This window comes from Zavarzinia sp. (assembly GCF_041650655.1).
In the GTDB taxonomy this organism is placed as follows: Bacteria; Pseudomonadota; Alphaproteobacteria; order Zavarziniales; family Zavarziniaceae; genus Zavarzinia.
Window position 1 is genome coordinate 1 of sequence record NZ_JBAZKR010000112.1, and the last position, 11,557, is coordinate 11,557.

At 65.2% G+C, this 11,557-nt stretch carries 13 protein-coding genes; all 13 read left to right on the forward strand.

The features are described 5' to 3' along the window. On the forward strand, positions 1-367 hold a 367-nt coding region (locus WC493_RS18960), incomplete at its 5' end, for an NADH-quinone oxidoreductase subunit B family protein (protein ID WP_373067363.1). Positions 368-378: 11 nt separating this feature from the next. Continuing rightward, positions 379-1,029: an NADH-quinone oxidoreductase subunit C gene (locus WC493_RS18965; protein WP_373067366.1), complete on the forward strand. Its 651-nt coding sequence runs from the start codon at positions 379-381 to the stop codon at positions 1,027-1,029. Positions 1,030-1,040: 11 nt separating this feature from the next. Next, the gene (locus tag WC493_RS18970) at positions 1,041-2,219 is read left to right on the forward strand and encodes an NADH-quinone oxidoreductase subunit D (protein WP_373067368.1); all 1,179 of its coding nucleotides are present in this window, start codon (positions 1,041-1,043) and stop codon (positions 2,217-2,219) included. Continuing rightward, positions 2,216-2,839, forward strand: coding sequence for an NADH-quinone oxidoreductase subunit NuoE (gene nuoE / locus WC493_RS18975; RefSeq protein WP_373067370.1), 624 nt, complete (start codon positions 2,216-2,218; stop codon positions 2,837-2,839). The genes WC493_RS18970 and nuoE overlap by 4 nt, the downstream gene beginning before the upstream one ends. Positions 2,840-2,843: 4 nt before the next feature. Beyond that, positions 2,844-4,142 carry an NADH-quinone oxidoreductase subunit NuoF gene (nuoF, locus tag WC493_RS18980; protein WP_373067373.1) on the forward strand — a complete coding sequence of 433 codons (1,299 nt, stop codon included), beginning with the start codon at positions 2,844-2,846 and terminating at the stop codon, positions 4,140-4,142. A gap of 8 nt (positions 4,143-4,150) precedes the next feature. Further along, the gene (nuoG, locus tag WC493_RS18985; RefSeq protein WP_373067375.1) at positions 4,151-6,217 is read left to right on the forward strand and encodes an NADH-quinone oxidoreductase subunit NuoG; all 2,067 of its coding nucleotides are present in this window, start codon (positions 4,151-4,153) and stop codon (positions 6,215-6,217) included. Beyond that, positions 6,210-6,371: a hypothetical protein gene (locus WC493_RS18990; protein WP_373067377.1), complete on the forward strand. Its 162-nt coding sequence runs from the start codon at positions 6,210-6,212 to the stop codon at positions 6,369-6,371. The genes nuoG and WC493_RS18990 overlap by 8 nt, the downstream gene beginning before the upstream one ends. Positions 6,372-6,384: 13 nt before the next feature. After that, positions 6,385-7,386: an NADH-quinone oxidoreductase subunit NuoH gene (gene nuoH, locus WC493_RS18995; RefSeq protein ID WP_373067380.1), complete on the forward strand. Its 1,002-nt coding sequence runs from the start codon at positions 6,385-6,387 to the stop codon at positions 7,384-7,386. Positions 7,387-7,399: 13 nt separating this feature from the next. Continuing rightward, positions 7,400-7,888 carry an NADH-quinone oxidoreductase subunit NuoI gene (gene nuoI / locus WC493_RS19000; protein WP_373067382.1) on the forward strand — a complete coding sequence of 163 codons (489 nt, stop codon included), beginning with the start codon at positions 7,400-7,402 and terminating at the stop codon, positions 7,886-7,888. A gap of 10 nt (positions 7,889-7,898) precedes the next feature. Further along, on the forward strand, positions 7,899-8,513 hold the full coding sequence (locus WC493_RS19005) for an NADH-quinone oxidoreductase subunit J (protein ID WP_373067385.1): 615 nt from the start codon (positions 7,899-7,901) through the stop codon (positions 8,511-8,513). A gap of 3 nt (positions 8,514-8,516) precedes the next feature. Beyond that, positions 8,517-8,825, forward strand: a complete 309-nt coding sequence (gene nuoK / locus WC493_RS19010; RefSeq protein ID WP_373067387.1) for an NADH-quinone oxidoreductase subunit NuoK — start codon at positions 8,517-8,519, stop codon at positions 8,823-8,825. Positions 8,826-8,829: 4 nt separating this feature from the next. After that, positions 8,830-10,821 carry an NADH-quinone oxidoreductase subunit L gene (gene nuoL, locus WC493_RS19015; protein ID WP_373067389.1) on the forward strand — a complete coding sequence of 664 codons (1,992 nt, stop codon included), beginning with the start codon at positions 8,830-8,832 and terminating at the stop codon, positions 10,819-10,821. Beyond that, positions 10,818-11,557: NADH-quinone oxidoreductase subunit M (locus tag WC493_RS19020; RefSeq protein ID WP_373067392.1), on the forward strand; the 740-nt coding region annotated here is incomplete at its 3' end. The genes nuoL and WC493_RS19020, both read left to right, overlap by 4 nt.

The window sequence follows — 11,557 nt, forward strand, 5'->3', positions numbered from 1 at the left end:
TTGCGCCGTCGAGATGATGCATTCCTCGATGCCGCGCTATGACATGGAGCGTTTCGGCGTCGCCCCGCGCGCCTCGCCGCGCCAGTCGGACGTGATGATCGTCGCCGGCACGCTGACCAACAAGATGGCCCCCGCCATGCGCAAGGTTTACGACCAGATGTCGGAGCCGCGCTGGGTGATCTCGATGGGGAGCTGTGCCAACGGCGGCGGCTATTACCACTATTCCTATTCGGTGGTGCGCGGCTGCGACCGTATCGTGCCGGTCGACGTCTATGTGCCGGGCTGCCCGCCCACGGCCGAGGCGCTGCTCTACGGCATCCTGCAGCTGCAGAAGAAGATCCGCCGCACCCAGTCGATCGCCAGGTAGGGGAAGTCTCCATGGCACTCTATCCCAATGCCGAGGCGCTGGCGGCCGAAGTCGCGCGACTCGAAGCCCTGCTCGCCGAGGGCAATCTGGGCCTGACCGGCGTTTCCGTCGCCTATGACGAAGTCACCGTGACGGCCGAGGCCGCCAAGGTGGCCGAGCTGCTGATCGCCCTGAAGGCGGATCCCGTCCTGCTGCTCGACCAGCTCGTCGACGTCTGCGGCGTCGACTATCCGGAACGGGCGCTTCGCTTCGACGTCGTCTATCACCTGCTGTCGATGCGGAAGAACCTGCGCCTTCGCATCAAGGTGCAGACCGACGAGGACACCCCGGTGCCGAGCGTGGTCGACGTCTTCCCGACCGCCGGCTGGTTCGAGCGCGAAGCCTGGGACCTGTTCGGCATCTTCTTCGCCGGCAATCCGGACCTCCGCCGCATCCTGACCGACTACGGCTTCGAGGGGCATCCGCTGCGCAAGGATTTCCCGCTCACCGGCTATGTCGAACTGCGCTACGACGAAGAGCAGAAGCGGGTGGTCTACGAGCCCGTGAAGCTGACCCAGGAATTCCGTCGCTTCGATTTCCTGAGCCCGTGGGAAGGGGCGAAATACATCCTCCCCGGTGACGAGAAGGCCGCCGCTCCGGCGCCGGCCCCGGCCAAGAACTGACGAGGCGCGAGATGGCCGAAGTCGACATCAAATCCTACAGCCTGAACTTCGGGCCGCAGCACCCCGCGGCCCATGGCGTGCTGCGCCTGGTGATGGAACTCGACGGCGAGGTGATCGAGCGCTGCGACCCCCATGTGGGCCTGCTGCACCGCGGCACCGAAAAGCTGATCGAGCAGAAGACCTATATGCAGGCGGTGCCCTATTTCGACCGCCTGGACTACGTCTGCCCGATGAATCAGGAGCACGCCTTCGTGCTCGCGGCGGAAAAGCTGATCGGCTGCGCAGTGCCGGAGCGGGCGCAATATCTGCGCGTGCTCTGGTGCGAGATCGGCCGCATCGCCAACCACCTGATGAACACCATGTCCCACGGCATGGACGTCGGCGCGCTGACCCCGATCCTTTGGGGCTTCGAGGAGCGCGAGAAGCTGATGTGCTTCTACGAGCGGGTCTGCGGCGCGCGCCTCCATGCCGCCTATTTCCGCGTCGGCGGCGTGCACCAGGACATGCCGGCGGGCCTGGCCGAAGACATCATGGCCTGGACCGAGACTTTCCCGAAGGTGCTGGACGACCTCGAGAACCTGCTGATCGAGAACCGTATCTTCAAGCAGCGCAACGTGAACATCGGCATCGTCTCGGCCGAGGACGCGATCGCCTGGGGCTTCACCGGCCCGATGCTGCGCGGCTCCGGCGTCGCCTGGGACCTGCGCAAGTCGCAGCCCTATGACGCCTACGACAAGATGGATTTCGACATTCCCGTGGGCAAGCACGGCGACTGTTACGACCGCTGCGTGCTGCGCTTCTACGAGATGCGCGAGTCGCTGAAGATCATCCGCCAGGCCATCGAGCAGATGCCGAAGGGCCCGGTGATGACCGAGGACGGCAAGGTGGCTCCGCCGCGGCGCGGCGACATGAAGCGCTCGATGGAAGCGCTGATCCACCACTTCAAGCTCTATACCGAGGGTTTCCACGTGCCGGCCGGCGAAGTCTATGCCGCGGTCGAGGCGCCCAAGGGCGAATTCGCCGTCTATCTGATCGGCGACGGCACCAACAAGCCCTATCGCTGCAAGATCCGGGCTCCGGCCTTCGTGCATCTCCAGGCCATGGATTTCATGTCCAAGGGGCACATGCTGGCCGACGCGCCGGCGATCATCGGCAGTCAGGATATCGTGTTCGGGGAGGTCGACCGTTGAGCCACGGCGTTGCACCGGCGGGTCCGTTCGAGCAGCCCGCTTCCTTCACCTTCGACGACGAGAACAAGAAACTCGCCGACGTGATCATCGCCCGCTATCCGGCCGGCCGGCAGCAGAGCGCCATCGTGCCGCTGCTCGACATCGCGCAGCGCCAAGCCGGCGGATGGCTGCCCCGGGCGGCCATGGAATATCTGGCCGAGCTTCTGGGCATGGCGGTGATCCGCGTCTATGAAGTGGCGACCTTCTACACGATGTTCAACCTGGCCCCGGTCGGGAAACATCTCGTGCAGGTCTGCACCACCACGCCGTGCTGGCTGCGCGGCTCGGACGAGGTGCTGGCCACCTGCAAGTCGAAGCTCGGCATCGACATCAACCAGACCACGCCCGACGGCAAGTTCAGCCTGATGGAAGTGGAATGCCTGGGCGCCTGCGTGAACGCCCCGATGATGCAGGTGAACGACGATTTCTTCGAGGACCTGACCGGTCAGACCACGGCCGAGATCCTCGACGCGCTGGCGCGGGGCGAGAGCCCGAAGCCCGGCCCGCAGGTCGACCGGCAGACGTCCTGTCCCCAGGGCGGGCCGACCACGCTGACCACCCTCAAAGCGGCAGGGGAGTGACGCGATGCTTCAGGACAAGGATCGCATTTTCACCAACCTCTACGGCTTCGAGGATTGGAGCCTGCCGGCGGCCAAGATGCGCGGCGATTGGGACGGCACGGCCGAGATCATCGCCAAGGGCCAGGACTGGATCATCAACGAGATGAAGACCAGCGGCCTTCGTGGCCGCGGCGGCGCCGGTTTCCCGACCGGCGTCAAATGGTCCTTCATGCCCAAGGTGTCCGACGGGCGGCCGAGCTATCTCGTCGTCAACGCCGACGAATCCGAGCCCGGCACCTGCAAGGACCGTGACATCATCCGTCACGATCCGCAGAAGCTGATCGAGGGCTGCCTGATCGCCGGCTTCGCCATGCGCGCGGTCGCCGCCTACATCTACATCCGCGGCGAATTCATCCAGGAACGCCGGCGGTTGCAGGCGGCGGTGGACGAGGCCTATGCCGCCGGCCTGATCGGCAGGAACGCCGCCGGTTCCGGCTATGATTTCGACGTCTTCGTGCATCACGGCGCCGGCGCCTATATCTGCGGCGAAGAGACGGCGCTGATCCAGAGCCTCGAAGGCAAGAAGGGCCAGCCGCGCCTGAAGCCGCCGTTCCCGGCCGGCGTCGGCGTGTGGGGCTGCCCGACGACGGTGAACAACGTCGAATCGATCGCCGTGGCGCCCACCATTCTCCGCCGTGGCGGCACCTGGTTCGCCGGTCTCGGCCGGCCGAACAACACGGGCACCAAGGTCTTCTGCATCTCGGGCCATGTGAACAAGCCCTGCAATGTCGAAGAGGAAATGGGCATTCCGCTCAAGGAACTCATCGAGAAACATTGCGGCGGCGTGCGCGGCGGTTGGGACAACCTGTTGGCGGTGATCCCCGGCGGTTCCTCGGTGCCGATGCTGCCGAAGGCGATCTGCGACGACGTCCTGATGGATTTCGACAGCCTGCGCGCCCAGCGTTCCGGCCTCGGCACCGCGGCGGTCATCGTCATGGACAAGTCGACCGACCTGATCAAGGCGATCGCCCGCCTGTCGAAGTTCTACAAGCACGAGAGCTGCGGCCAGTGCACGCCCTGCCGGGAAGGGACCGGCTGGATGTGGCGGGTCATGGAGCGTCTCGTCCAGGGCAAGGCGGAACCGGAGGAGATCGACACCCTCCTCGAGGTCACGACCCAGGTCGAAGGCCATACCATCTGCGCCCTCGGCGATGCCGCGGCCTGGCCGATCCAGGGCCTGATCCGGCATTTCCGTCCGGTGATCGAACAGCGTATCGCGGACTACAAGGCGGGCCATACGGCCCGGCCCCAGGCCGCGGAGTGAGGTGAGCCATGCCCACTTTGACCGTTGACGGCAAGTCCGTCGAAGTGCCGGCCGGCGCCAATGTGCTCCAGGCCTGCGAGGCGGCCGGCGTCGAGATTCCGCGCTTCTGCTATCACGAGCGCCTGTCGATCGCCGGCAATTGCCGCATGTGCCTGGTGGAACAGGAAAAGGCGCCGAAGCCGATCGCGTCCTGCGCCATGCCGGCCGCCGACGGCATGGTGATCAAGACCAACACGCCGCTGGTGCGCAAGGCGCGCCGGGGGGTGATGGAATTCCTGCTGATCAACCACCCGCTGGATTGCCCGATCTGCGATCAGGGCGGCGAGTGCGACCTGCAGGACCAGGCGATGGCCTATGGCTTCGACCATAGCCGTTACCAGGAGAACAAGCGGGCGGTCTCCGAGAAATACATGGGGCCGCTGATCAAGACGACCATGACCCGTTGCATCCAGTGCACCCGTTGCGTGCGCTTCGCGACGGAAGTGGCCGGCGTCGAGGAGATCGGCGCCATCGGCCGCGGCGAGACGATGGAGATCACCACCTATCTCAATCAGGCGGTGACCTCGAATCTCTCGGGCAATGTGATCGATCTCTGCCCTGTCGGCGCGCTCACCTCGAAGCCCTATGCCTTCGCGGCCCGGCCCTGGGAGCTGAAGAAGACCGAGAGCATCGACGTGCAGGACGCGCTCGGTTCCGCGATCCGCGTCGACGCCCGCGGCGCCGGCGTGCTGCGCGTGCTGCCGCGCCTGAACGACGACGTGAACGAGGAATGGATCTCGGACAAGAGCCGCTATGCTGTCGACGGCTTGGCCAAGCGCCGGCTCGACCGACCCTACGTCCGGGTCAACGGCAAGCTCCAGGCGGCGAGCTGGGAACAGGCCTTCGCCGCGATCGGGGCAGCCCTGAAGGGCCTCTCCGGCGACAAGATCGCGGCCCTGGTCGGTGACCTGGCCGATGCCGAATCGATCAAGGCGCTGAAAGACCTGATGGTCGCCCTGGGTTCCAAGAACCTGGACTGCCGCCAGGACGGCGCCAAGCTCGACGCCTCCGTCCGTGCCTCCTACCTGTTCAATTCCGGCATCACCGGCATCGAGCAGGCGGATGCCATCCTCCTGGTCGGCACCGATCCCCGCTCGGAAGCGGCGGTGCTGAACGCGCGGATCCGCAAGCGCTGGCTGAAGGGCGGGCTGCAGATCGCCGGCATCGGCCCGAAGGTCGATCTCACCTATCGCGTCGACTGGATCGGTGCGGGGCCGGAAACCCTGTCGGGCCTGCTGGCCGGCGGCGGCTTCGCCGATGTCCTCAAGAACGCCAAGGCGCCGATGATCATCGTCGGCCAAGGTGCGCTGGCGCGGGCCGACGGTGCCGAAGTCCTCGGCCTCGTCCGCAAGCTGGCGGAAGCCACCGGCGTCGTGAAGGACGGCTGGAACGGCTTCAACGTGCTGCACACGGCGGCGTCGCGCGTCGGCGCGCTCGACCTCGGCTTCGTGCCGGGCGAGGGCGGGCTGGGCACGGCGGCGATCGTCGCCGGCAAGGCCGATTTCGTCTGGCTGCTCGGTGCCGACGAGATCGACACCGAGGGCCTGAAGGCGCCCTTCGTCGTCTATCAGGGCAGCCACGGCGATGCCGGCGCCCATGTCGCCGACGTCATCCTGCCGGGTGCCGCCTATACCGAGAAGTCGGGCACCTATGTGAACACCGAAGGTCGGGTCCAGCGCACCAAGCGCGCCGTCTTCCCGCCGGGCGACGCCCGCGAGGACTGGGCGATCCTGCGCGCCTTCTCGGAGCGGATCGGCAAGAAGCTGCCTTACGACAGCCTGGCCCAGCTCCGCGCCGCCATGGCCGCCCAGGTGCCGCATCTGGGCAAGGTCGACGAGGTCGCCGCCGCCGAATGGGCGCCCTTCGGGGCCGAGGGCGCGGTTTCGGCCGACGCCTTCGCCTATCCGACCGCCGACTTCTACCTCACCAATCCGATCGCCCGCGCCTCGGCCACCATGGCCGAATGTTCGGCGATCCATCAGGACCAGGGCTGCGGCTGCGGCCACAAACACGAGGCGACGGGAACCCATGGCTAACCTGATCGTGGAGGCCATCGTGCCCTTGGTCGCCATCTCGGCCGAAGTCGTCGGGGTGCTGCTGCCCCTGATGCTGGCGGCTATCGTCACCGTCGCCGCGCTGATCTGGCGCGAGGTGGGTCCGCTGATGGCGGCCCGCCCAGCGGTCGCCTGAGCCGAGGCCCATCATGGACATGTTCCTCGAATTCCTGCTCATCCTGGCGAAGATCCTGGCGATCGTCGTGCCGCTGCTGCTGGCCGTCGCCTTCACCACGCTGCTCGACCGCAAGGTCTGGGCCATGATGCAGCTCCGCAGGGGGCCGAACGTGGTCGGTCCCTTCGGCCTGCTGCAGCCCTTCGCCGACGGCTTGAAGCTCCTGTTCAAGGAGACGATCATCCCGGCCGGCGCCAACAAGGGCGTCTTCCTGATCGCCCCGGTGCTGACCTTCACGCTCGCCCTGATCGCCTGGGCGGTGATCCCCTTCGGTGACGGCATCGTGCTGGCCGACATCAATGTCGGCATGCTCTATCTCTTCGCGATCTCGTCGCTCGGCGTCTATGGCATCATCATGGGCGGCTGGGCTTCGAACTCGAAGTATCCGTTCCTGGGCGGGCTCCGCTCGGCGGCGCAGATGGTGTCTTACGAAGTCTCGATCGGCTTCGTCATCGTCACCGTGCTGCTCTGCGTCGGTTCGCTGAACCTGAACGACATCGTGAAGGCGCAGTCGCACATCTGGTTCGCGATCCCGCTGTTCCCGATGTTCATCGTGTTCTTCATCTCCGCGCTGGCCGAGACGAACCGTCCGCCCTTCGACCTGCCGGAAGCGGAGTCGGAACTGGTGGCCGGCTTCCAGATCGAATATTCGTCGATGGCCTTCGCGCTCTTCATGCTCGGCGAATACGGCAACATCATCCTGATGTCGGCCATGACCAGCATCCTGTTCCTGGGCGGCTGGCAGCCGATCTCGCTGTTCGGCCTGCTGGACTGGATCCCGGGGCCGATCTGGTTCTTCGCCAAGACTTTCGTCGTGCTCTTCACCTTCTGCTGGGTGAAGGCGACGGTTCCGCGCTATCGCTACGACCAGTTGATGCGACTCGGCTGGAAGGTGTTTCTGCCCTTCTCGCTGTTCTGGCTCGTGCTCACCGCGGGCGTGCTGGTCAGCTTCGGCTGGCTGCCGGTCAAGGGCTGAGGGAGGGGTTCCGATGGCATTTCTCGACCGTACCGCCCGCGCCTTCCTGCTGACCGAACTGGTCAAGGGCATGGCGCTGACCTTCTCCTATTCGTTCAAGAAGAAGGCGACGATCAACTACCCCTACGAAAAGGGCCGCCTGTCGCCCCGTTTCCGGGGCGAGCACGCGCTGCGCCGCTATCCCAACGGGGAAGAGCGCTGCATCGCCTGCAAGCTGTGCGAGGCGATCTGCCCCGCCCAGGCGATCACCATCGAAGCCGAGCCGCGGGACGACGGCAGCCGCCGCACCACGCGCTACGACATCGACATGACGAAATGCATCTACTGCGGCTTCTGCCAGGAAGCCTGCCCGGTCGATGCCATCGTCGAAGGCCCGAACTTCGAGTTCGCGACCGAAACCCGCGAGGAGCTGATGTACAACAAGGACAAGCTGCTCGCCAACGGCGAGCGGTGGGAGCGCGAGATCGCGGCCAATATCGCCGCCGACGCGCCCTATCGGTGAGGGGGCGATCGTGACCATTTCCGCACTCGTCTTCTACCTCTTCGCCTGTATCACCGTCGGCTCGGCGGTGATGGTGATCTCGTCGCGGAATCCGGTGCATTCCGTGCTGTTCCTGATCCTCGCCTTCTTCAATTCGGCCGGGCTGTTCCTGCTGCTCGGCGCCGAATTCCTGTCGATGATCCTGGTCATCGTCTATGTCGGCGCGGTCGCGGTGCTGTTCCTCTTCGTCGTCATGATGCTCGACGTGAATTTCACCGAGCTGCGTCAGGGCTTCCTGCAATATCTGCCGATCGGCGGCTTGATCGGCCTCATTCTGCTGGTCGAGCTGCTGATGGTGGTGGGGTCCTGGACCGCGCTGCCGGATGCCGGCCAGCTCATCGCCGCCAAGGCGCCGGACGTCACCCAGCTCTCCAACACCGATGCGCTGGGCCGGGTGCTCTACACCCAATATCTGCTGCCCTTCGAGACGGCGGGGGCGATCCTGCTGGTGGCCATGATCGGCGCCATCGTGCTGACGCTCCGCAGCCGCCCGGGGGTGAAGCGCCAGTCCATCTCGGCCCAGGTCTCGCGCACCATGAAGACCGCGGTCGAGGTCAAGAAAATCCAGCCGGGGCAGGGGATCTGAGCCATGGAAATCGGGCTTGGGCACTATCTGACCGTCGCCGCCATCCTGTTCGTGATCGGCGTCTTCGGCATCTTCCTCAACCGGAAGAACGTCATCATCATCCTGATGTCGATCGAGCTCATTCTGCTCTCGGTGAACCTCAACCTGGTCGCCTTCTCGAGCTTCCTGCACGATCTGGCCGGTCAGGTCTTCGCCCTCACCATCCTGACCGTGGCCGCCGGCGAGGCGGCCATCGGTCTCGCCATCCTCGTCATCTACATCCGAAACCGCGGCTCGATCGCGGTGGAGGACATCAACCTCATGAAGGGCTGACGGCATGATCGCGGCCATTGTCTTTCTGCCGCTGCTCGGGGCCGTCATCGCCGGCTTCTTCGGGCGGTTCATCGGCGACCGGGGCGCACAGATCGTCACCTCCACCCTGCTGGTGGTGGCGGCGGTGCTGTCCTGGATCACATTCCTGTCGTGGACGGGGACCGAGCACGAAGTGGGCCACGAGACGACCCATATCGCGACCTGGATCCTGTCCGGCTCACTCCAGGTCGATTGGGCGCTGCGCCTCGACACGCTGACCGCGGTCATGCTGGTCGTGGTCACCAGCGTGTCGTCCCTGGTGCACATCTATTCGATCGGCTACATGGCCGAAGATCCGGCCATTCCGCGTTTCCAGGCCTATCTGTCGCTCTTCACCTTCGCCATGCTGATGCTGGTGACCGCCGACAATTTCGTGCAGGTCTTCTTCGGCTGGGAAGGCGTCGGCCTCGCCTCCTACCTGCTGATCGGCTTCTGGTACAAGAAGCCCTCGGCCAATGCGGCGGCGATCAAGGCCTTCGTGGTCAACCGGGTGGGCGACTTCGGCTTCGCCCTCGGCATCTTCGCCATCTTCTTCGTCTTCAATTCGGTGTCCTTCGACACGGTCTTCGCCGCGGCGGGGGCCCAGGCCGGCAAGACCTTCAACTTCCTCGGCCACGACGTCGATATCCTGACGACGATCTGCATCCTGCTGTTCATCGGCTGCATGGGCAAATCGGCCCAGCTCGGCCTGCACACCTGGCTGCCGGACGCGATGGAAGGCCCGACCCCGGTCTCCGCCCTGATCCATGCCGCCACCATGGTGACGGCGGGCGTCTTCCTGGTCGCGCGCTGCTCGCCGCTGTTCGAGCATGCGCCGATCGCGCTCGATGTGGTCACCATCGTCGGTGCCTCGACCGCCTTCTTCGCGGCGACGGTCGGCCTGGTGCAGAACGACATCAAGCGCGTGATCGCCTATTCGACCTGCTCGCAGCTCGGCTACATGTTCTTTGCCGCGGGTGTCGGCGCCTATCAGGCGGCGATCTTCCACCTCTTCACCCACGCCTTCTTCAAGGCCCTGCTGTTCCTGGGCGCCGGCTCGGTCATCCATGCGATGCACCACGAGCAGGACATGCGCAAGATGGGCGGGACCTGGAAGTACATCAAGTTCACCTATGTGGTGATGTGGATCGGCAACCTGGCGCTGGCCGGCATTCCGATCTTCGCGGGCTTCTATTCGAAGGACACGATCCTCGAGGTGGCCTTCGCCGCGGGCTCGGGCGTCGGCAACTACGCCTATGTGCTCGGCACGCTGGCCGCGATGATGACCGCCTTCTACTCCTGGCGCCTGCTCTTCATGACCTTCCACGGCGAGAAGCGCTGGGGCCACGACGATCACGGCCACGGCCATGCCGCCGAGGCCCATGACGATCATGGCCACGGCCATGTCCCGCACGAGAGCCCGCTGGTGATGACCATCCCGCTCGGCCTGCTGGCGGTCGGCGCGGTGCTCTCCGGCATTGTCTTCTTCGACAGTTTCGTGGGCGAGGGGCGCGAGCACTTCTGGCAGGGCGCCATCTTCGTCGGCGAGAGCAACAAGGTGCTGGAAGCGGCCGAGCATATCCCCGAATGGGGCAAGCTGCTGCCGCTGTTCCTTTCGGTCGCCGGCATCGGCCTCGCCTGGCTGTTCTACATCGCCAAGCCGAAGCTGCCGGTGGCGCTGGCCAAGACCAACCGCGAGCTCTACGCCTTCCTCCTGAACAAGTGGTACTTCGACGAGCTCTACGATCTCGTCTTCGTTCGCTCGGCGCGGGCCATCGGCCGGCTGTTCTGGAAGGGCGGTGACGGCAAGATCATCGACGGCCTCGGCCCCGACGGCGTTTCCGCCCGGGTGCTCGACGTCGCCCGGCGGGCGGTCCGGCTGCAGTCCGGCTACGTCTACCACTATGCCTTCGTCATGCTGATCGGCGTGGCGGCCTTCGTTTCCTGGTATGTCTATCGGATGGGCGTGACGCCATGATCGCGGACCTGGCCCAAGGGTGGCCGATACTCTCGGTCACCACCTTCCTGCCGCTCGTCGGTGCTCTCCTCATCCTGCTCGTGAAGGGCGAGGGTGAGGCGGTCGAGAAGAATATCCGCTCGATCGCGCTGATCACCACGATCGCGACCTTCCTGGTCTCGCTCATCCTGTGGGCGGGCTTCAACAATGCGACGGCGGACTATCAGTTCGTCGAGAAGCACGCCTGGATCGGCGACTCGATCACCTATCACATGGGTGTCGACGGGATTTCGATCCTGTTCGTGATCCTGACGACCTTCCTGATGCCCATGTGCATCCTGGCGTCGGACGTCATCCACACCCGGGTGAAGGAATATATGGTCGCCTTCCTGGTGCTCGAGACGCTGATGATCGGCGTCTTCTGCGCCCTGGATCTGGTGCTCTTCTATCTGTTCTTCGAAGCCGGCCTGATCCCGATGTTCCTGATCATCGGCATCTGGGGCGGCCCGCGCCGGATCTACGCCACCTTCAAGTTCTTCCTCTACACGCTGCTCGGCTCGCTCCTGATGCTGCTCGCGATCATCGCGATGTATCTGATGGCGGGCACGACCGACGTGGTGGCGCTGACCGACTTCCAGTTCCCGCCGGCGATGCAGAATTGGCTGTGGCTGGCCTTCTTCGCCTCCTTCGCGGTGAAGGTGCCGATGTGGCCGGTGCACACCTGGCTGCCGGACGCTCACGTGGAAGCGCCGACCGC

Excerpts from the sequence above, each read along its gene's own strand:
- nuoI (WP_373067382.1), top strand. The coding sequence starts at position 7,400 with ATGGCATTTCTCGACCGTACCGCCCGCGCCTTCCTGCTGACCGAACTG.
- nuoF (WP_373067373.1), top strand. The coding sequence starts at position 2,844 with ATGCTTCAGGACAAGGATCGCATTTTCACCAACCTCTACGGCTTCGAG.
- WC493_RS18965 (WP_373067366.1), top strand. The coding sequence starts at position 379 with ATGGCACTCTATCCCAATGCCGAGGCGCTGGCGGCCGAAGTCGCGCGA.
- WC493_RS18970 (WP_373067368.1), top strand. The coding sequence starts at position 1,041 with ATGGCCGAAGTCGACATCAAATCCTACAGCCTGAACTTCGGGCCGCAG.
- nuoH (WP_373067380.1), top strand. The coding sequence starts at position 6,385 with ATGGACATGTTCCTCGAATTCCTGCTCATCCTGGCGAAGATCCTGGCG.
- WC493_RS18990 (WP_373067377.1), top strand. The coding sequence starts at position 6,210 with ATGGCTAACCTGATCGTGGAGGCCATCGTGCCCTTGGTCGCCATCTCG.
- nuoK (WP_373067387.1), top strand. The coding sequence starts at position 8,517 with ATGGAAATCGGGCTTGGGCACTATCTGACCGTCGCCGCCATCCTGTTC.
- nuoL (WP_373067389.1), top strand. The coding sequence starts at position 8,830 with ATGATCGCGGCCATTGTCTTTCTGCCGCTGCTCGGGGCCGTCATCGCC.
- nuoG (WP_373067375.1), top strand. The coding sequence starts at position 4,151 with ATGCCCACTTTGACCGTTGACGGCAAGTCCGTCGAAGTGCCGGCCGGC.